We start from the raw sequence: 18383 nt of genomic DNA, 5'->3' as shown, positions 1-18383 counted from the left end.
GAGACCATGCCCAGGGAACGCGGTGAGAAGGTCATCGCGACCAACCGTCGCGCGCGCCACGACTACAACCTCGAGAAGTCGTACGAGGCCGGCCTGGTGCTGACCGGCACCGAGGTGAAGTCGCTGCGCCAGGGGCGGGCGAACCTCAGCGACGGCTACGCGTACATCAAGGGCGGTGAGGCGTTCCTCGACGCCGTGCACATCCCGGAGTACTCGCAGGGGCACTGGACCAACCACTCGGCCAAGCGCATCCGCAAGCTGCTGCTGCACCGCGACGAGATCCGCAAGCTCGAGCATGCCGTCTCGGCGGGCGGCTACACGCTGATCCCGCTCAAGCTGTACTTCTCCGACGGGCGGGCGAAGGTGGAGATCGCCCTGGCCAAGGGCAAGCGCGAGTACGACAAGCGCCAGACGCTGCGCGAACGCCAGGACACCCGCGAGGCAGAGCGCGCGATGCGCCTGCGCAACCGCGTGGGGGAGTGACCCGCCGACTCAGGCGGGCGTGAAGCCGAACGCGGCGCCCAGGAAGCGCAGCTCCGTCTCCAGCGAGGAGATGATCGTCTCCGCCCGGCGGAAGCCGTGGCCCTCGCCCTCGAACAGCATGTACTCGTGCGGGATGCCGCGGGCGGCGAGCGCATCGCGGATCGCCTCGGACTGCGACGGCGGCACGACTCGGTCGTCCGCACCCTGCAGCAGCAGGACGGGCACGTCGATGCGCTCGGCGTGGGTGAGCGGCGACCGCTCGACGTAGACGTCCTCGGCTTCGGGGAGCGGGCCGACGAGACCGTCGAGGTAGTGCTTCTCGAAGTCGTGGGTGTCGGATGCCAGCATCCGCAGGTCGGCGACGCCGTACCGACTGATCCCGGCGGCGAACGCGCCACCGCGCACGAGGGCGCTGAGCACGGTCCAGCCGCCGGCCGACCCGCCCTTGATCGCGATCCGGCCGGGGTCGGCGAGTCCGGCATCGGCCAGGCCGCGCGCGGCGGCGATGACGTCGTCGACGTCGACGACGCCCCACTGCCCGTCCAGCCGCTTGCGGTAGGCCCGCCCGTAGCCGGTCGATCCGCCGTAGTTCACGTCGAGCACGCCGATGCCGCGGCTGGTCCAGTAGGCGTATGCCTCGGATGCCGCACCCGCCACGTGCGAGGTGGGGCCGCCGTGCACCATGACGATGTACGGCGGCAGCTCGCCGTCGGGCGCGATCGCCTCCGGGTGCGTCGGACGGTAGTCGAAAGCGTGCACAGGTCCGTGCGGACCGTCGAAGGTGACCGGGCGCGCCACCGGGACCCAGGCGGGGTCGACCGGCTCGCCGCCGCGGATCGCGACCACGTCACCGGAATCGACGTCCACGCACCACAGCCCGCGCGAGACCGCGGCGCCCGCACCCGAGATCAGCACGCGGGAGCCGGAGACGTCGTCGATGCTCGTCTCGGCCGTGACGGGGACGTCGAGGACGCGCTCGGTTCCGGATGCCGGGTCGATCAGCACCACGGCATCCGCGCCGTTCGTGCGCACTGCCGTGATCCGTCCGTCCTCCAGCACGCCGTACCAGCGGTTGCCGAGCACCCACAGCCCGCCACCGGTGTCGGCGTCCGCCAGGACGTACGGCTCCGCTACGGCGGGCGGCGTCGGCGCGGGCGGAGGGGTGTCCTCGGCGATCCGGGCCAGCCACAGGTTCCAGCGCCCCGTTCCGTCGTCGGCGTACAGCACCTCGTCGTCGGAGAGCCACTCGGGCTGCACGGCCGCACGGCAGGGGACAGGCGTCTGCGATCCGGATTCGAGATGCGTGATCGCGATCCGGGCGACATCCCACGGCATCCGCTGCTCGGTCCACTGCGCATAGGCCAAGCGCGTTCCATCCGGCGACAGGGACGGGTGGGCGTAGAAGCCCGAGCCGTACGACGACACCCACGCGGGCGAGTCGTCGTCTGCCGCCGACCCGTCCGTCGGGATCTCCACGATGCCGCGCCAGTGCTGCTCGCCGCGCAGATCCTCGCGCACCGCGAACAGACGCCCCTGCTGCAGGGTCAGACCGCCGTGATGCGGACCGGCCGCCGTCAGCGGTTCGGGGACGCCACCGCGGGGCATCCGGTGCACGCGCTGGTCGGCGGCGTTCACGAAGTACAGCGTGCCCTCGGCATCCGCGGTCCACGCGCCGCCGCCGTACTCGTGCACGCGGGAGCGCGCGTTCCACGGCTGCGGCAGGATCTCGGCGTCCGTCGAGCTGCGCACCGTGACCCGGCCGCCCTGGGACGGAACCGATTCGCCCCACCAGATCTCGTCGCCGACGAAGCGGGCCCCGTCGATCCGCGGAGCCGCTGCGGAGACGTCCGCGGCGGAGAAGGGCGACGGCCAGGAACCGTAGGGCGCAGTCATGGATCGAGCCTATCCAGCCGGTGCGCGGAGCCGGTCGCTGACACACGGCGTCACACAGTGTGCAGCCGGGCGCGCGCCCGTTCTACCGTGCTGAGACGGGCTCGGACCGACCGGCCCCACGATCAGCGAGGAGGACGTCGATGACCCGCGTGCCGTTCTCCTTCGAGCTGTACCCGCCGCGCTCACCCGCCAGCGCGCAGGCGCTGCAGGACACGATCGATCGGCTCGCCGCCGCGGGACCCGACTTCCTGTCCGTCACGTACGGCGCCGGCGGATCCACCGGCGGCCGCTCCCTCGAGGTGCTGCGGTACATCCGCGCGCACACCGACGTCGAGCCGCTCGCGCACCTCACCTGCGTCGGCAACACCTACGCGGGCGCTGCGCGACTGATCCGGGAGTTCCTGGATGCCGGCATCCTCAGCTTCCTCGCGCTGCGCGGCGATCCGCCCGCCGGTCGCGCCGAGGGCGAGCCGTTCCTCGGCGACTTGGAGAGCTCAGCCCAGCTGGTGCAGCTGATCGACCGCGTGCAGGCCGAGCGCGCCCCGTACGAGGAGTCCCAGGTCCCCGGCAACCCCGGCGCCGTGCGCGTCGCGCCGCGCCGGAAGGTGAGCATCGCCGTGGCGGCGTTCCCGAACGGGCATCCGCGCTCCGCCTACAGCAGCCAGCACGTCGACGCGCTGCTCGCCAAGCAGGCGGCGGGAGCCACCCTCGCGATCACGCAGCTGTTCTTCCACGCCGACCATTACCTCGCCTTCGTCGAGCGCGCCCGCAGCGCCGGCGTGACCATCCCGATCCTCCCCGGGATCATGCCGATCACCTCGCCCGCCCGGCTGGCGCGCGTGCTCGAGCTCACCGGCGAGGAGCTGCCCGGAGAGCTGTCCATCGCGCTCGAGGTGGAGCCCACCGCCGAGGGCCGGCGGCGCGTCGGCGTCGAATGGGCGGCCGACCTCGCTCGCGAGGTGGTCGCCGGGGGCGCGCCCGGCGTGCACCTGTACGCCTTCAACCAGCACGAGACCGTGCTCGACGTCCTCGTCCGGGCCGGCGTCCTGGCCGACCGATGTCTGCATCAAGCCACGAAGTGAAGTAAAGGAAACACCATGACCGCTTTCCCCGCCGGGACGATCCTCGGCTACCCCAGGATCGGACGTCGCCGCGAGCTGAAGAGGGCCGTCGAGGCGTTCTGGGCCGGACGCATCGACGAGCAGCAGCTCGAGAACGCGGCCGCAGAGCTGCGCGCCGCCAACCGCGAGCGCCTGGCGGAGCTGGGGCTGGGACGCGATGACTCCTCGATCCCGGAGGCGTCGTCGTACTACGACCAGGTTCTGGATGCCGCCGTCGCGGTCGGCGCGATCCCGGCGCGCTTCGACGACCTGCGCGACGCCGACGGCGCCATCGGCCTGCCGGCGTACTTCACCGTCGCCCGCGGCGAAGGGGACCGCGCACCCCTGGAGATGACCAAGTGGTTCGACTCGAACTACCACTACCTGGTGCCCGAGATCGGCCCGGAGACGACGTTCTCGCTCTCCAGCGACCGGCTGGTGCGCGAGGTCGCCGAGGCCGCGGCGGCCGGGTTCCGCACGCGTCCGGTGATCGTCGGCCCTGTCACGCTGCTGGCGCTCGCCAAGGCGTCGGATGCGGCGCCCGAGGGCTTCGATCCCCTCTCCCGCCTGGACGACGTGGTCGCCGTGTACGCCGAGCTGCTGACGAAGCTGAAGGACGCCGGGGCCGAGTGGGTGCAGCTGGACGAGCCCGCGCTGGTCAGCGAGTCGCTGCCGGCGGACAGCGCTCAGCTGGCGGATGCCGCGCAGCGCGCTCTCGCAGTGCTGGGCGCCGCGGCCGAGCGGCCGGCCGTCCTCGTCGCCGCGCCCTACGCGTCGCTGGGCGGCACTCTCGACGTGCTCGCGGCCGCGCCCATCGAGGCGATCGGCATCGACCTGGTGCGCGGAGAGGTCCCGGCATCCCTGCCCGAACTCGGCGGGAAGGTGCTGGTCGGCGGAGTGATCGACGGTCACAACATCTGGCGCGGCGACCTGGCCGCCGCCTTCGACAAGCTCGAGCGGCTGCGCGCGCTGGGCGCCGAGCACGTCTCGGCCTCCACCTCCACATCGCTCCTGCACGTGCCGCACGACGTGCAGGACGAGTCCCGGCTCGACGCGCGCCTGGTGTCGTGGCTGGCCTTCGCCGATCAGAAGGTGGAGCAGGTCGTGACGCTCGCCCGAGGTCTGGCGGAGGGGCGCGCGGCGATCGCGGCGGAGCTGGATGCCGCGACCGCGGCGCTCGCAGACCGTCATGACGCCCCTGGTGTGCGGGACGGGGCGGTGCGGGACCGGGTGCTGGACACGACCGACTTCTCGCGCGTTCCGTACGCCGACCGCGAGGCCGCGCAGCTCGCGCTGGATCTTCCGGCGCTGCCGCTGACCACGATCGGATCGTTCCCGCAGACCGCCGACATCCGCCGCGCCCGTGCGCAGTTCAGCCGCGGCGAGGTGCCGCAGGACGACTACGAGGCCTTCCTGCGCGCCGAGATCGACCGCGTCGTCGCGCTGCAGGAGGATCTGGGGCTCGACGTGCTGGTGCACGGCGAGGCCGAGCGGAACGACATGGTGCAGTACTTCGCCGAGCACCTGGACGGATTCGCCGTCACCGAGAACGGCTGGGTGCAGTCGTACGGCTCGCGCGCCACGCGTCCCTCGATCCTGTGGGGCGACGTGTCGCGCCCCGCGCCGATCACGGTCTCCTGGGCCGCGTACGCGCAGTCGCTCAGCGCCAAGCACGTCAAGGGCATGCTCACCGGTCCCGTCACGATCCTGGCCTGGTCGTTCGTCCGCGACGACCAACCCCTGGGCGAGACGGCCGATCAGGTCGCGCTCGCGCTGCGCGATGAGATCGCCGATCTCGAGGCGGCGGGCATCGCCATCATCCAGGTCGACGAGCCGGCGCTGCGCGAGCTGCTGCCGCTGAAGCGGGCGGACCAGGCGGCGTACCTGGACTGGTCGGTCAACTCGTTCCGCCTGGCCACGGGCGGGGCGGCGGCGGCCACCCAGATCCACACCCACCTCTGCTACTCGGAGTTCGGCGTCGTGATCGATGCGATCCGGGCGCTGGACGCCGACGTCACCTCCATCGAAGCGGCCCGCAGCCGCATGGAGGTCGTCGCCGACATCGCCGCGCAGGGCTTCGACCACGGCATCGGACCCGGCGTCTACGACATCCACTCGCCGCGCGTGCCGAGCGTGGCAGAGGTCGAGGCGCTGCTGCGGCGCGCGGTGGACGAACTGCCGCTGCGGCAGCTGTGGGTCAACCCGGACTGCGGACTGAAGACCCGCGGCTACGACGAGACGGTCGCGTCGCTGCGCAACATCGTGGAGGCGACGCGCCGCGTGCGCGAGGACGTGAACGTCCCCGCCTGAGCTCTCTCGCCGAGACCCCTCCGCACCGTCGAAACCCCTCCTGAATCACGCGATTCAGGAGGGGTTTCGGCAATCAGGAGGGGTTTCGGCGGATCAGACGGCGCGCAGCACCGCCACGACCTTGCCGAGCACCACGGCCTCGTCGCCGAGGATCGGCTCGAAGGCGGAGTTGCGGGGGAGCAGCCAGGTGTGGCCGTCGCGGCGGCGGAAGGTCTTCACGGTGGCCTCCCCGTCGATCATCGCGGCGACGATCTCGCCGTTCTCGGCGTTGTTCTGCGTGCGCACGACCACCCAGTCGCCGTCGCAGATCGCGGCATCGATCATCGACTCGCCGCTGACCTTCAGCATGAACAGATCGCCCTTGCCGACCAGCTGGCGGGGGAGCGGGAATATCTCCTCCACCTGCTGATCGGCGGTGATCGGCACGCCCGCCGCGATCTGTCCGACCAGCGGCACCAGCGCCGCATCGCCGACGGCCGGCGCGGCATCGGCCGGGTTCTCGGCGCTCGTGCCGGGCAGGTCGATCAGCACCTCCATCGCGCGGGTCTTCCCCGGGTCGCGGCGCAGGTAGCCGCTCAGCTCGAGCTGGCCCAGCTGGTGGGTCACGCTGGAGAGCGACTTGAGTCCGACGGCATCGCCGATCTCGCGCATGCTCGGCGGATAGCCGTGCCGGGCGATCGAGGTCTGGATCACCTCGAGGATGGCCAGCTGCTTCGCGCTCAGGCTCTTGCGCCGACGCGTGCGCGGCGCCTCGGCTGCGGGGGCGGGGGTCTCGCTCATCGGTGCTCCTTCGTGCGTGCGGGTCGTGCGGAATCCGCGTCAGTGCGGTCGTCCGCTTCGAATGTCGGTGGCCAGTGGTGTGCTGTCCATATCGAAACCGTATCCGAGAAACGGCCGAGATCGGAAGATCCGTTCGAGCGTGTCGGGCGGATTCCCGATCGGATTTCGAAGAACGCTTGACAGATGTTCGATATCGAAGATACATTCGGAACACAGCTTCGCATCCGGCATCCCCGGCCGGATGCCGGATGCGAAAGCTGGAACGCTTCCGCCGCGAGGCGGGCAGAGACAGAGGAGCCGCACATGAGCACGATCAGCATCCAGAGCCCCGCGATCCTTCGCGCCTCCGGCGGCGCGTCGTCCCGTGTGACGCACCGCACCAGGCTGCGCCTGACGGCGAGAGGGCGTCGTGTGCTCGCGGGATTCGCTGCGGCTCCGCTGATCGCCGGCATCGCGTTCTCGGTCCTGGCCGGCGGCTCGGCACTCGCCTCCGGTGAGGAGAGCGCCCCAGTCGCGTTCGAGAGCGTCACGGTGCTGCCGGGTGACACGCTGTGGTCGATCGCGGCAGAGGTGGCTCCCGGGATCGACCCCCGCGAGGTGATCGACGACATCATGCGGCTGAACAACCTCGGCACGGGCGCGATCCAGGCCGGCGCCGAGATCGCCATCCCCGCGCAGTACGAGCACTGACGCTTCGACAGGCACAGCGGCCCACGGGGGATGCGTCACTTCGGAGTGAGTCCGCCGTTGCGCGCTCTACCATGGGAAGAGTGACCTCTCTCGACGAGCTGCCCCTCCGCGACGATCTTCGCGGACTCACGCCGTACGGTGCTCCTCAGGTGCCGCTGCCGGTGGCGTTGAACGTCAACGAGAACACGCATGCCGTTCCCGAAGCGGTCGTCGCAGACATCCTCGACGACGTGGCCATCGCCCTGAGCGACGTCAACCGCTACCCCGACCGCGAGTTCACCGAGCTGAGGGAGGCGTTCGCGACCTACCTGGGTCACAACCTCCGCGCGGAGCAGATCTGGGCCGGCAACGGCTCGAACGAGGTGCTGCAGCACATCCTGCAGGCGTTCGCAGGCCCCGGGCGCTCGGTGTTCGGCTTCGCGCCGACGTATTCGATGTATCCGCTGATCGCTCAGGGCACCGGTGCCGCGTGGATCGCCGGCACCCGCGAGGATGACTACACGATCACACCCGAGGACGCGGCGGCGCAGGTGGCTGCCGCGGACCCGGACGTCGTGCTGCTGTGCACGCCCAACAACCCCACCGGCACGCCGCTCGGCCTGGACGTGATCGAGGCCGTCTACGACGCCGCCCGCGGTGTCGTGGTGGTCGATGAGGCGTATCAGGAGTTCGCGCCGAGAGAGGCGGCCTCCGCGCTCAGCCTGCTGCCCGGTCGCGCGCGGCTGGCCGTCTCCCGCACCATGAGCAAGGCGTTCGCCTTCGCCGGCGGTCGGGTCGGGTATCTCGCCGCCGACCCCACGTTCATCGACGCGCTGCGCCTGGTGCGCCTGCCGTACCACCTGAGCGCCCTCACGCAGGCGGCGGCCACGGCCGCGCTGCGGAACTCGTCCACGATGCTGGCCATGGTCGACGAGATCGTCGAGCAGCGCGATCGCATCTCGGCGACCCTGCAGGCGCTCGGGTACGCGCCGCACCCGTCGTGGTCCAACTTCGTGCTGTTCGGCGGCGTCGATGATCCGCAGGAGCTCTGGAGGGCGCTCTACGACCGCGGCGTGCTCATCCGCGACGTCGGCATCCCCGGGCACCTGCGCGTCACCGCCGGCACCGAAGCCGAGACCACCGCCTTCCTGGAAGCACTCGCGTCGATAGGATCACCAGCATGACCGCGTCCCGCATCGCCAGCCGCACCCGCAGCACGTCCGAGTCGACGGTCGAGGTCGAGGTGAACCTCGACGGCACGGGCCGCAGCGAGATCAGCACCTCGGTGCCGTTCTTCGATCACATGCTCACCGCGTTCGCGAAGCACTCCCTGACCGACCTGACTGTCCGCGCGACCGGCGACACGCACATCGACGCGCACCACACGGTGGAGGACATCTCGATCGTGCTCGGGCAGGCGATCCGCGAGGCGCTCGGCGACAAGTCGGGCATCTCCCGGTACGGCGATGCGCTCGTCCCGCTGGACGAAGCGCTCGCCCAGGCCGTGGTCGACATCTCCGGCCGCCCGTTCCTGGTGCACGAGGGCGAGCCCGCCGGCTTCGAGCTGCACCTGATCGGCGGTCACTTCACGGGCTCGCTCGTGCGGCACGTGTTCGAGGCCATCACCTTCAACGCCGCGCTGACGGTGCACGTGCGCGTGCTGGGCGGACGCGATCCGCACCACATCGCCGAGGCGGAGTTCAAGGCGTTCGCACGCGCGTTCCGGCAGGCCAAGGCCCTCGACCCGCTGATCGACGGCATCCCCTCCACCAAGGGCGCACTGTGACGCGATCCCCGAGGGTAGTCGTCTTCGACTACGAGTCCGGCAACGTGCACTCCGCGGTCAAGGCACTCGCCGCCGCCGGTGCCGACGTGGAGCTCACCGGCGACCGTGATCGCGCGCTGGAGGCCGACGGCCTGTTCGTCCCCGGGGTCGGGGCGTTCGCCGCGGTCGTCGACGCGCTGCGCGCGCACGGCGGCGATGAGATCATCGACCGCCGTCTGGCCGGGGGCCGTCCGGTGCTGGGCGTGTGCGTCGGCATGCAGGTGATGTTCGAGCGCGGCCTCGAGCGCGGTCTGGACGCCGAGGGCCTGGGGGAGTGGCCGGGCACGGTGCAGGAGCTGGATGCCGCCGTGCTGCCGCACATGGGCTGGAACACCGTCGAGGCCGGCGAGGGCAGCGTGCTCTTCCGCGGGATCGAGCAGGAGCGGTTCTACTTCGTGCACTCGTTCGCAGCCACGGACTGGCGCATCCAGGTGGAGGCGCCCTTCCCGCAGCCGGCGCTGACGTGGGCCGTGCACGGGCAGCGCTTCCTCGCCGCTGTCGAGAACGGCCCGCTGTCCGCCACGCAATTCCACCCCGAGAAGTCGGGCGATGCGGGCGTGCACCTGCTGCGCAACTGGGTGGGCTCCCTCACCTGAACGTCATGCGGCGCACCCCGTGTTGAACCGGGCACGGGGGCCGACTAGTGTCTTCTCTCGTGCTCGCATACCGCGGACGCCACCCGAATCAAGGACGTCATGAACGACTTCGCTCAGTCCCCCTCGCTGATCCTGCTTCCGGCAGTCGATGTCGCGGGCGGCAAGGCGGTGCGGCTCACCCAGGGTGAGGCCGGCACCGAGACCAGCTACGGCGACCCGGTCGACGCCGCAGGCGAATGGGTCGACCAGGGTGCGCAGTGGATCCACCTCGTCGATCTGGACGCCGCCTTCGGGCGCGGCAACAACGCGGGCATCCTGCGCAAGGTCATCAAGCAGTACCGCGGGGTGAGCATCGAGCTCTCCGGCGGCATCCGTGACGACGCCAGCCTCGAGGCGGCCCTGGAGTCCGGTGCCAACCGCATCAACCTGGGCACCGCCGCGCTGGAGAACCCCGAGTGGGCGGCCGATGTCATCGGCCGCTACGGCGAGGCGGTCGCGGTCGGCCTCGACGTGCGCGGCACCACTCTGGCCGCCCGCGGCTGGACGCAGGAGGGCGGCGACATCTGGGAGGTGCTGGAGCGGCTGGAGGAGGCCGGCTGCAGCCGCTACGTCGTCACCGACGTCACCAAGGACGGCACGCTGCGCGGCCCGAACCTCGACCTCCTGCGCGAGATCACCTCGCGCACGCTGAAGCCGGTGATCGCCTCGGGCGGGGTCTCCAGCCTGGACGACATCGCGGCGCTGCGCGAGCTGGTGCCGCTCGGTGTCGAGGGCGCCATCGTGGGCAAGGCGCTGTACGCGGGGCAGTTCACGCTGGTCGAGGCGCTGGATGCCGCCGGCTTCTGACGACGCCTGCGATCACGGCGCTCATCCCGATTCGCAGGTTGCACCGGGCGGCGCTGACTCTGCCGGCGTCCCGTGGGCCGGACGGAGCTTCGAGCCGAACGCGCGCGCCGCGGACGACGGTTCCGCCGACCCTGCGCTGCTGGACGCGCTGCTGCGCTTCCGCGCCGGCACCGGCTCGCAGGCCGAGGTCGTCGATGCGTTGCGGCCGGCACGCGTGCTGGTGCCACTGGTCGCCGAGAAGGGCGACACCCTTCGTCAGGCTCAGGAACCCGTCGGCCCGACCGGCCTGAAGGTCGACAAGACCCAGGAGCTGTCGATCGTCACGGTCGCCGCCCCCGACGGCCGCCGGGTGCAGCCCGCGTTCACCTCCGTCGACACCATGCGCGCCTGGGATCCTCAGGCCCGGCCGATCCCTGTCGAGGCGGTGCGGGTCGCGCTGTCGGCCGCCGACGAGGAGACCGACCTGATCGTGCTGGACCCGGCATCCGAGACCGAGTTCGTGCTGCGTCGTCCGGCGGTCTGGGCGATCGCCCGCGACGAGCCGTGGGAGCCGAGCCACCTCTCGCCGGAGGTGTTCACCGCGCTGCGGGAGAGCATCGCGCACGAGCTCGCGGTCATCGACGTCTCCGTCGCGGCGGGGGACCCGGATGCCCGCATGCGCGGCCCCGAGCTGATCGTCACGCTCGAACTGGTCGACGGCCTGGACCGGGAGACGCTGGATGCCGTGCTCGCGCGCCTCGCGCAGCGCTGGGCCGCCGATGACCGCATGGCCGTGCTGGTCGACTCCCTGACCGTGAAGCTCACCCGCTCCGCCGGCTGAGTTCGGCATCCGAATCCGCTTCCGGCTCAGCGGAACGTCGGAGAGATGCGCGATCTCGGAGAAGCCCGGCCGGATCTCTCCGAAGTTCTGCAGATCCGGTGTACGGTGCGCTCATGCTGGACGACGTGCACCTGCTTGCGCGCTTCGGCCGCGCAGAGCTTTGATCAGCAGCATCCGTTCGCGTACGCCTGTCGCGGACTTGTGCGCCATCAGCGGATGAATGCCGGGAGTCCGTCCGCGCGAAGCGCACATCCCCGCGCGAAGCGCTCGCCAGGATCAGCTGACCGGCCCTGTCCACTTCTCGCCCGGACCCTTGCCGATCGGGTCCTGGATGGGCGAGGACTCGCGGAAGGCCAGCTGCAGGGAGCGGAGGCCATCACGCAGCGGGCCGGCGTGGGCGCTGCTGATCTCGGGGGCGCCGGCGGTGATCAGGCCGGCCAACGCGTTGATGAGCTTGCGCGCCTCGTCCAGGTCGAGCTGGGAGTCCGGGTCATCGGCGAGGCCCAGCTTGACGGCGGCGGCGCTCATCAGATGCACGGCGGTGGTGGTGATCACCTCGACGGCGGGAACATCGGCGATGTCGCGACTGGCGGCGTTCGCGGCTTGCTCCTGCTGAGCCCAGCGCTCGTGGCGGTCATCGGCGTGGTCGGCAGGAATCGTCACTTCGGGATGCTTTCTGGTAGACTTCTGCGGGCTTCGGAGCTTTTCGCTCCGACACGAAAGAGGATTCATTCCCACCCGCGCTTGCCGTTCCAGGCTACCGGGTTCCACACCCCGCCGGACTCCGGTGGAAAGGGTGTCACAAGCCGGTGCTTCTGAACGCATCGGCGGGTGGGGAGACTTCGATTTCGCCCGGGATGCAGACCGCACCCCGGTGGCCGAAACCACGTCTAAGGAGCTCCGCATCAGCGATCCCCGTACCAATGAGCGCATCCGCGTCCCCGAGGTCCGCCTCGTCGGCCCCGCGGGTGAGCAGATCGGTGTTGTCCGCATCGAGGCAGCACTGCGTCTGGCCCAGGAGGCAGACCTCGACCTGGTCGAGGTGGCCCCGAATTCCAAGCCGCCCGTGGTCAAGATCATGGATTACGGCAAGTTCAAGTACGAGGCCGCACAGAAGGCGAAGGAAGCGCGCCGCAACCAGGCGAACACCATCCTCAAGGAGGTGCGTTTCCGCCTGAAGATCGAGGCGCACGACTACACGACCAAGCTCAAGCGCGCCGAGGGCTTCCTGAAGGCCGGCGACAAGGTCAAGGCCATGATCCTGTTCCGCGGTCGCGAGCAGTCGCGTCCCGAGCAGGGTGTGCGCCTGCTGCGCAAGTTCGCCGAGGACGTGGCCGAGTTCGGCACGGTCGAGTCGAACCCCACGATCGACGGGCGCAACATGGTCATGGTCGTCGCACCCCTGAAGAACAAGTCCGAGGCCAAGGCCGAGCAGAACGCCGTCCGCAGCGCGAACAAGCAGGCGGCCCGCGACGCCAAGAACGGCGCGAGCGCCGCATCCGCGGCGGACGACGAATCCGCGGCCTGAGCCGCCCCAGAACTCCCGCCCCGCGCGGGTAACCCACCGTCGCCCGCCAGGGCGCCACACGAAGGAAGAGAAGATGCCGAAGCAGAAGACCCACTCGGGTGCGAAGAAGCGCTTCAAGATCACCGGCAGCGGAAAGCTGAAGAAGCAGCAGGCCGGCATGCGCCACAACCTCGAGCACAAGTCGAGCCGCCAGACCCGTCGCCTGAACCAGGACCAGGTCCTCTCCAAGGCCGACACCAAGGTCGCCAACAAGCTTCTCGGCCGCGGCTGATCGTCGCCCGAACGCACGAATAGGAACACAGGAAAATGGCTAGAGTCAAGCGCGCGGTCAACGCGCACAAGAAGCGTCGCGTCATCCTCGAGCGCGCCTCGGGCTACCGCGGTCAGCGTTCGCGTCTGTACCGCAAGGCGAAGGAGCAGGTCACACACTCCCTCGTCTACGCGTACCGCGACCGTCGCAAGCGCAAGGGCGACTTCCGTCGTCTGTGGATCCAGCGCATCAACGCCGCCGCCCGCCAGAACGGCATCACCTACAACCGCTTCATCCAGGGCCTCGGCCTCGCGGGCGTGCAGGTGGACCGCCGCATGCTGGCCGACCTGGCCGTGACCGACGCCGCCGCGTTCACCGCGCTGGTCGAGGTCGCCAAGAAGGCGCTGCCCTCGGACGTCAACGCTCCCAAGGCCGCTGCCTGAGCCGAACGACACCGCAGACGGGCGTCTCCCTCCGGGGAGGCGCCCGTCTCGTCGTATCCGGCCCCGATACACTGAGAGCGTGCTCGAGAACCCCCGCTCGCCCCGAGTCCGTGCCGTCGCCAAGCTGACCAAGCGCAGTGCGCGCGCCGAGGCGGCGATGTTCCTGCTGGAGGGTCCGCAGTCGGTGCGGGAGGCGCTGAACTACCTCTCCGAGGCGATCGTCGAGCTGTACGCGACGCCGACCGCGTGGGAGAAGCACGCTGACGTGCGCGCGCTGGCCGCGGAGCACGGCATCGAGGTGGAGTTCGTCACCGAGCAGGTGGTCGCGGCGATGGCCGACACCGTCACCCCGCAGGGGATCGTCGCGGTGGCCCGTCAGACGCCGACGTCGGTGCGCGACGTCTTCGCCGCCTCGCCGCGGCTGATCGCGATCTGCGAGGAGGTGCGCGATCCCGGGAACCTCGGCACCATCATCCGCGCGGCGGATGCGGCGGGAGCGGATGCCGTGGTGCTGACCGGACGCACGGTCGATCCGTACAACCCGAAGGTGGTGCGTTCGACGACCGGCTCGCTGTTCCACCTGCCGTTCTCGGTGGGCGGCGAGCTGAGCGATGTCGTGACGCGCGCGCACGCGGCAGGGCTGCAGGTGCTCGCGGCCGACGTGAAGGGGGACGATCTTCTGCAGGCGCGCGCCGAGGGCGTGCTGGAGCGACCGACGGCCTGGCTCTTCGGCAACGAGGCGCGCGGCCTGGAGGACGACATGCTCGCCCTCGCCGATCGGGCGCTGAAGCTGCCGATCTACGGACGCGCCGAATCGCTCAACCTCGCCACCGCCGCCAGCGTCTGCCTGTACGAGAGCGCCTTCGCGCAGCGCGCGGGCGGATGAGCGGGACCCGATGCGCATCCTGATCGTCGAGGACGACGACAGCGTCGCCGAGGCGCTGCAGGCGTTCCTGAACCGCTCGGGGTACGCCACCGTGCGCGCCACCGACGGCGCACAGGCGCTCGCCCTCATCGGCTCCGACACCGAGGTGGTGCTGCTGGATCTCGGCCTGCCCGACATGGACGGCGTCGACGTCTGTCGTCGCATCCGTGCGCGCAGCGGTGTGCCGGTGATCATCGCGACCGCGCGCAGCGATGTGCAGGAGCGCATCCGCGGACTGCGCGCCGGCGCCGACGACTTCGTCGTCAAGCCCTACGACGTGCGCGAGCTGCTCGCCCGCATCGAGGCGGTCACCCGGCGCCTGCATCCGCTCGACGTGCACGGCCAGGCGACGGGCGACCGCTCCGTGATCACCGTCGACGGTGTGCGGATCGATCTGGTGGCCCGCCGCGTGTCGGTGGAGGGCGCTCCGATCGAGCTGACCCGCAAGGAGTTCGACATCATCGCGGTGCTCGCCCGCTACCCCGGTGTCGCCGTCCCACGGGATCGCCTGATCCGGGAGGTGTGGAACACCGACTGGCAGAGCTTCGCGCGCTCGCTGGAGGTGCACGTCGCCTCGATCCGCCGCAAGATCGGCCGGGCATCGCTCATCGAGACCGTCCGGGGCGTCGGGTACCGGCTGGAGGGCTGAGCGGTGCGCCGCAGGCTGATCGTCGTCTTCCTCGTGCCGCTGGTGCTCGTGCTGACGGTGCTGGGCGGCGCGTACGCGTGGAGCGCCGCGCGCAGCGTGCAGCAGGAGTTCTACGCCGAGCAGCTGGGCGATCTCAGCTATTTCGTGACGACGGCGCGTCAGGCTCTGCTCGCCGGCCGCTCCGAGGTCTTCGACGGTGAGGCGCAGCGCTACCGCGAGCTGTACGGCACCAGGGTGGTGATCGTCGATCGCGCGGGACGTCCGTGGGCGCCCGACACGGCGCAGCCGGTGTTCGACGGTCCCGAGATCGAGGCGCAGATCCGGCTCGCCCTGTCGGGTCGGCGCGGCGAGCTGCCGCAGAACGCCCTGCCGTGGCAGTTCTCGGACCTGTCGCTGGTGGAGCCTGTGTTCGACGGCGGCGACGTGATCGGCGCCGTCGTCATGTCGGCCAGTGTCGACGTGCCGCGCGCCGAGATCGGTCGGCAGTGGCTGCTGATCGTCGCCGTGGCGGCGCTGGTGATCGCAGCCGGACTGCTGGTCGTGTTCCGGCTGGCGGGCTGGGTGCTGCGGCCGGTGCGACGGCTGGATCAGGCGATGGAGGCGATGGAGCGCGGCGACATGGACGCCCGCATCGCCGACGACACCGGGCCCGCCGAGCTGCACAGGATGATCCTGATGTTCAACCGGATGGCCGACGAGATCGAGCGGGTGGTGGCACGGCAGCAGGAGTTCGCACTGAACGCCTCGCACGAGCTGCGCAACCCGCTGAACGCCCTGCTGCTGCGCGTGGAGGTGCTCGCCGCCGATCTGGGAACGGCGGGCGCCGCCGACGTGGAGAAGATCCGCGAGGAGGGGCAGCGGATGACGCGCATCCTCGACACCCTGCTCGGCTTCGCACGCGGTGCCGTGCGCGACTCCGACTTCGAGGACGTCGATCTCAGCGCGCTGGTCGCTCGCCGTGCGGAGGCGTGGCGCGATGTCGCGGCGCGTAAGGGACTCCGTTTCGCGGTGCAACGGCCTCCGCGCGCGATCTCCCGTGTGGACGAGGCGATCGTGGAGAGCGCTCTGGATGCCGTGATCGACAACGCCGTGAAGTTCTCGCCGCCCGGCGGCCTGATCGAACTGTCGGCGTGCGGTGGCGACGCGCCTCGCATCACGGTGCGCGACCACGGTCCGGGCCTGGAGCCGGCGGAACTGGAGCAGGCGTCGGACCGGTTCTGGCGCAGCGCCCGCAACCAGAACGTGCCGGGGTCGGGGCTGGGCCTGGCGATCGCGACGGATCTGCTGCGGTCGGTGGGCGGCCGCCTGCACGTGGACTCGCCCGAGGGCGGCGGCCTGCGGGTGAAGTTCGACCTTCCTGGGGCGGGGGAGCGATGAGCGCCCGGAAGCGGTGGATGCCGGTGCTCATCGCCGCCGTGATGCTGCTCAGCCTGGCCGGCTGCGCGCCCGCGCAGCCGGCGTGGGCGCAGCATCCGCTGCGCATCGCCGGGGGAGGTGCGACCGGCGTCTACTACGACTACGGCGAGCACCTGGCTGCGGTGCTGCGCCGTGACCGCGGCGCGGATGTGCAGGTGATCGAGACGAACGGCTCGGTGGACAACCTCCGCCTCATCGGGGAGGGAAGGGCGCAGCTCGGATTCGCGCAGAGCGACGCCGTGGCGGATGCCGTCGCCGGCTCCGGCGATTTCGACGCGCCGCTCCCGATCCGGACCGCCGCGCGACTCTACGACGAGTACGTGCACGTGGTCGTGCGCGCGGACTCCGGCATCCGCTCCATCGCCGATCTGGCCGGCCGGACGATCTCGCTCGGCGGCACCGGTTCGGGAGTGAGCGTGGTGGCGCGGCGCGTGCTGGAGGCGTCGTCGGTCGCAGCCGACGAGGTGCACGATGCGGGGCTGGGCCTGGGCGCCTCGATCGCGGCCCTGACGGACTCGCGCGTCGACGCGTTCTTCTGGGTGGGCGGACTCCCCACGCCCGGGATCGAGAAGCTCGCCGGGCAGCTGCCCATCCGGCTGCTGTCGATCGGCGCGGAGGTGGTGGAGAGGGCGGATGCCGCGCACGACGGCGTCTACCGCTCGGCGGAGTTCCCGGTCGGCACGTACGGGAGCCGGGCATCGACCGTCGCGATGACCGTTCCGAACTACCTGGTGACCTCGGCGGACGTGCCTGATGCTCTCGTCCACGACGTGCTCGCGGAGCTGTTCGCGTCGCGCGGCGAGATCGCGCACGACGTGCCGGCGGCGGCAATGCTCGATCGCAGGCTGGCGATCTTCACGGACCCGGTTGCGCTGCATCCGGGCGCGCGGGAGTACTACCGTGACGCCCGGCGCTGACGCCGCGCCGCACACTCAAGAAACACTCAAGGGGCTGGCCCGCGCTCCCGCGGGTGCATAGTCTGAAGCTCAGCGGATTCGATGGGGAGCCCGGATCGATCATGTGCTCCCGTCGGCCGGCCGGTCTATGGAGGCACAATGAGCACAGCCGAATCGCTGGTCGTCGTCGAGAACGTGCAGAAGCACTACGGCGACTTCCACGCTCTGAAGGACATCAACCTCACCGTCGACCGCGGCGAGGTGGTCGTGGTGATCGGCCCGTCGGGATCGGGCAAGTCCACGCTGTGCCGCACGATCAACCGCCTCGAGACCATCACCAGCGGCACGATCTCCATCGACGGCAAGCCGCTGCCCGCCGAGGGCAAGGGGCTCGCGAACCTGCGCGCCGAGGTCGGCATGGTGTTCCAATCGTTCAATCTGTTCGCGCACCTGACGATCCTCGAGAACGTGACGCTCGGCCCCATCAAGGTGCGCGGCGTGAAGAAGGCGGATGCCGAGAAGGAGGCGATGGCCCTCCTGGAGCGCGTGGGGGTCGCGCAGCAGGCATCCAAGCTCCCCGCCCAGCTCTCCGGCGGTCAGCAGCAGCGCGTCGCGATCGCGCGCGCCCTGGCCATGCATCCGAAGGTGATGCTCTTCGACGAGCCGACCAGCGCGCTGGACCCGGAGATGATCAACGAGGTCCTCGACGTGATGATCGGCCTGGCCAAGGAGGGGATGACGATGATCGTCGTCACCCACGAGATGGGCTTCGCCCGCAAGGCCGCGAACCGCGTGGTCTTCATGGCCGACGGGCAGATCGTCGAGGAGGCGACGCCCGAGGAGTTCTTCACGAACCCGAGGAGCGACCGCGCCAAGGACTTCCTGTCCAAGCTCCTCACCCACTGACCTTCCCGCGCGGAGATCCCGTGCACCCACAGCAAATGAAGGAGAAGA

20 protein-coding genes are annotated in these 18383 nt (G+C 70.5%); 17 read left to right on the top strand and 3 right to left on the bottom strand.

The features are described from left to right. Window positions 1-6 precede the first annotated feature (6 nt). Window positions 7-483: an SsrA-binding protein SmpB gene (gene smpB, locus Q9R19_RS13355; protein WP_311256888.1), complete on the top strand. Its 477-nt coding sequence runs from the start codon at window positions 7-9 to the stop codon at window positions 481-483. A 9-nt stretch (window positions 484-492) separates the two neighbouring features. Here the strand turns inward: smpB and Q9R19_RS13350 are convergent, their stop codons facing one another. Then, entirely contained in the window at window positions 493-2376 is a 1884-nt protein-coding gene (locus Q9R19_RS13350) for a prolyl oligopeptidase family serine peptidase (RefSeq protein WP_311256887.1), read from the bottom strand. 140 nt (window positions 2377-2516) lie between these two features. On the opposite strand from Q9R19_RS13350, the gene Q9R19_RS13345 reads away from it, so the two are divergent. Together Q9R19_RS13345 and metE are read left to right on the top strand one after the other, a co-directional pair. Next, entirely contained in the window at window positions 2517-3458 is a 942-nt protein-coding gene (locus Q9R19_RS13345) for a methylenetetrahydrofolate reductase (RefSeq protein WP_311256886.1), read from the top strand. 15 nt (window positions 3459-3473) lie between these two features. Then, entirely contained in the window at window positions 3474-5786 is a 2313-nt protein-coding gene (gene metE, locus Q9R19_RS13340; RefSeq protein ID WP_311256885.1) for a 5-methyltetrahydropteroyltriglutamate--homocysteine S-methyltransferase, read from the top strand. Window positions 5787-5879: 93 nt separating this feature from the next. On the opposite strand, the gene lexA is transcribed toward metE, so the two are convergent. Next, complete coding sequence (lexA, locus tag Q9R19_RS13335) at window positions 5880-6566, bottom strand: transcriptional repressor LexA (protein ID WP_311256884.1); 687 nt, start codon at window positions 6564-6566, stop codon at window positions 5880-5882. 303 nt (window positions 6567-6869) lie between these two features. Between lexA and Q9R19_RS13330 the strand changes: the two genes are divergently transcribed. From Q9R19_RS13330 to Q9R19_RS13305, 6 genes are all read left to right on the top strand, one after another. Then, complete coding sequence (locus tag Q9R19_RS13330; RefSeq protein WP_311256883.1) at window positions 6870-7256, top strand: LysM peptidoglycan-binding domain-containing protein; 387 nt, start codon at window positions 6870-6872, stop codon at window positions 7254-7256. Window positions 7257-7327: 71 nt separating this feature from the next. Beyond that, the gene (locus tag Q9R19_RS13325) at window positions 7328-8419 is read left to right on the top strand and encodes a histidinol-phosphate transaminase (protein ID WP_311256882.1); all 1092 of its coding nucleotides are present in this window, start codon (window positions 7328-7330) and stop codon (window positions 8417-8419) included. Further along, window positions 8416-9021: an imidazoleglycerol-phosphate dehydratase HisB gene (gene hisB, locus Q9R19_RS13320; RefSeq protein ID WP_311256881.1), complete on the top strand. Its 606-nt coding sequence runs from the start codon at window positions 8416-8418 to the stop codon at window positions 9019-9021. Before Q9R19_RS13325 ends, hisB begins: the two co-directional genes overlap by 4 nt. Then, window positions 9018-9656 carry an imidazole glycerol phosphate synthase subunit HisH gene (gene hisH, locus Q9R19_RS13315; protein ID WP_311256880.1) on the top strand — a complete coding sequence of 213 codons (639 nt, stop codon included), beginning with the start codon at window positions 9018-9020 and terminating at the stop codon, window positions 9654-9656. Before hisB ends, hisH begins: the two co-directional genes overlap by 4 nt. A 99-nt stretch (window positions 9657-9755) precedes the next feature. Further along, entirely contained in the window at window positions 9756-10502 is a 747-nt protein-coding gene (gene priA, locus Q9R19_RS13310) for a bifunctional 1-(5-phosphoribosyl)-5-((5-phosphoribosylamino)methylideneamino)imidazole-4-carboxamide isomerase/phosphoribosylanthranilate isomerase PriA (protein ID WP_311256879.1), read from the top strand. Further along, a complete protein-coding gene (locus Q9R19_RS13305; protein WP_311256878.1) occupies window positions 10486-11322 on the top strand; it encodes an SseB family protein in 837 nt (278 codons plus the stop codon). Before priA ends, Q9R19_RS13305 begins: the two co-directional genes overlap by 17 nt. A 276-nt stretch (window positions 11323-11598) precedes the next feature. Here the strand turns inward: Q9R19_RS13305 and Q9R19_RS13300 are convergent, their stop codons facing one another. Then, the gene (locus Q9R19_RS13300; RefSeq protein WP_311256877.1) at window positions 11599-11985 is read right to left on the bottom strand and encodes a DUF1844 domain-containing protein; all 387 of its coding nucleotides are present in this window, start codon (window positions 11983-11985) and stop codon (window positions 11599-11601) included. A gap of 211 nt (window positions 11986-12196) precedes the next feature. Between Q9R19_RS13300 and infC the strand changes: the two genes are divergently transcribed. The 8 genes from infC to Q9R19_RS13260 all read left to right on the top strand — a co-directional run bounded on the left by infC (window position 12197) and on the right by Q9R19_RS13260 (window position 18335). Then, window positions 12197-12850, top strand: coding sequence for a translation initiation factor IF-3 (infC, locus tag Q9R19_RS13295; protein WP_311256876.1), 654 nt, complete (start codon window positions 12197-12199; stop codon window positions 12848-12850). 73 nt (window positions 12851-12923) lie between these two features. Further along, window positions 12924-13121, top strand: coding sequence for a 50S ribosomal protein L35 (gene rpmI / locus Q9R19_RS13290; protein ID WP_193596428.1), 198 nt, complete (start codon window positions 12924-12926; stop codon window positions 13119-13121). Between the two features lie 35 nt (window positions 13122-13156). Beyond that, the gene (rplT, locus tag Q9R19_RS13285) at window positions 13157-13543 is read left to right on the top strand and encodes a 50S ribosomal protein L20 (RefSeq protein ID WP_311256875.1); all 387 of its coding nucleotides are present in this window, start codon (window positions 13157-13159) and stop codon (window positions 13541-13543) included. Window positions 13544-13622: 79 nt separating this feature from the next. Beyond that, window positions 13623-14429 (top strand): RNA methyltransferase, encoded by an 807-nt coding sequence (locus tag Q9R19_RS13280; RefSeq protein ID WP_311256874.1) that lies wholly within the window; start codon window positions 13623-13625, stop codon window positions 14427-14429. A gap of 10 nt (window positions 14430-14439) precedes the next feature. After that, window positions 14440-15117 (top strand): response regulator transcription factor, encoded by a 678-nt coding sequence (locus tag Q9R19_RS13275; protein WP_311256873.1) that lies wholly within the window; start codon window positions 14440-14442, stop codon window positions 15115-15117. Between the two features lie 3 nt (window positions 15118-15120). Further along, window positions 15121-16494 carry a HAMP domain-containing sensor histidine kinase gene (locus Q9R19_RS13270; protein ID WP_311256872.1) on the top strand — a complete coding sequence of 458 codons (1374 nt, stop codon included), beginning with the start codon at window positions 15121-15123 and terminating at the stop codon, window positions 16492-16494. Next, complete coding sequence (locus Q9R19_RS13265) at window positions 16491-17450, top strand: TAXI family TRAP transporter solute-binding subunit (protein WP_311256871.1); 960 nt, start codon at window positions 16491-16493, stop codon at window positions 17448-17450. Before Q9R19_RS13270 ends, Q9R19_RS13265 begins: the two co-directional genes overlap by 4 nt. Window positions 17451-17588: 138 nt before the next feature. After that, window positions 17589-18335, top strand: a complete 747-nt coding sequence (locus tag Q9R19_RS13260) for an amino acid ABC transporter ATP-binding protein (protein WP_396653489.1) — start codon at window positions 17589-17591, stop codon at window positions 18333-18335. Window positions 18336-18383: the final 48 nt, after the last annotated feature.

This window comes from Microbacterium sp. ARD32 (assembly GCF_031844385.1).
Classification (GTDB): Bacteria; Actinomycetota; Actinomycetes; order Actinomycetales; family Microbacteriaceae; genus Microbacterium.
This window is presented reverse-complemented; position numbering and strand designations above follow the sequence as displayed.

Bases quoted from the DNA above. Each gene is read 5' to 3' on its own strand.
- Q9R19_RS13330 (WP_311256883.1), top strand. From the start codon at position 6,870: ATGAGCACGATCAGCATCCAGAGCCCCGCGATCCTTCGCGCCTCCGGC.
- Q9R19_RS13305 (WP_311256878.1), top strand. From the start codon at position 10,486: ATGCCGCCGGCTTCTGACGACGCCTGCGATCACGGCGCTCATCCCGAT.
- rpmI (WP_193596428.1), top strand. From the start codon at position 12,924: ATGCCGAAGCAGAAGACCCACTCGGGTGCGAAGAAGCGCTTCAAGATC.
- rplT (WP_311256875.1), top strand. From the start codon at position 13,157: ATGGCTAGAGTCAAGCGCGCGGTCAACGCGCACAAGAAGCGTCGCGTC.
- Q9R19_RS13350 (WP_311256887.1), bottom strand. From the start codon at position 2,376: ATGACTGCGCCCTACGGTTCCTGGCCGTCGCCCTTCTCCGCCGCGGAC.
- metE (WP_311256885.1), top strand. From the start codon at position 3,474: ATGACCGCTTTCCCCGCCGGGACGATCCTCGGCTACCCCAGGATCGGA.
- smpB (WP_311256888.1), top strand. From the start codon at position 7: ATGCCCAGGGAACGCGGTGAGAAGGTCATCGCGACCAACCGTCGCGCG.
- Q9R19_RS13275 (WP_311256873.1), top strand. From the start codon at position 14,440: ATGCGCATCCTGATCGTCGAGGACGACGACAGCGTCGCCGAGGCGCTG.
- hisB (WP_311256881.1), top strand. From the start codon at position 8,416: ATGACCGCGTCCCGCATCGCCAGCCGCACCCGCAGCACGTCCGAGTCG.
- lexA (WP_311256884.1), bottom strand. From the start codon at position 6,566: ATGAGCGAGACCCCCGCCCCCGCAGCCGAGGCGCCGCGCACGCGTCGG.
- Q9R19_RS13260 (WP_396653489.1), top strand. From the start codon at position 17,589: ATGAGCACAGCCGAATCGCTGGTCGTCGTCGAGAACGTGCAGAAGCAC.
- Q9R19_RS13325 (WP_311256882.1), top strand. From the start codon at position 7,328: ATGGGAAGAGTGACCTCTCTCGACGAGCTGCCCCTCCGCGACGATCTT.
- priA (WP_311256879.1), top strand. From the start codon at position 9,756: ATGAACGACTTCGCTCAGTCCCCCTCGCTGATCCTGCTTCCGGCAGTC.
- Q9R19_RS13265 (WP_311256871.1), top strand. From the start codon at position 16,491: ATGAGCGCCCGGAAGCGGTGGATGCCGGTGCTCATCGCCGCCGTGATG.
- Q9R19_RS13345 (WP_311256886.1), top strand. From the start codon at position 2,517: ATGACCCGCGTGCCGTTCTCCTTCGAGCTGTACCCGCCGCGCTCACCC.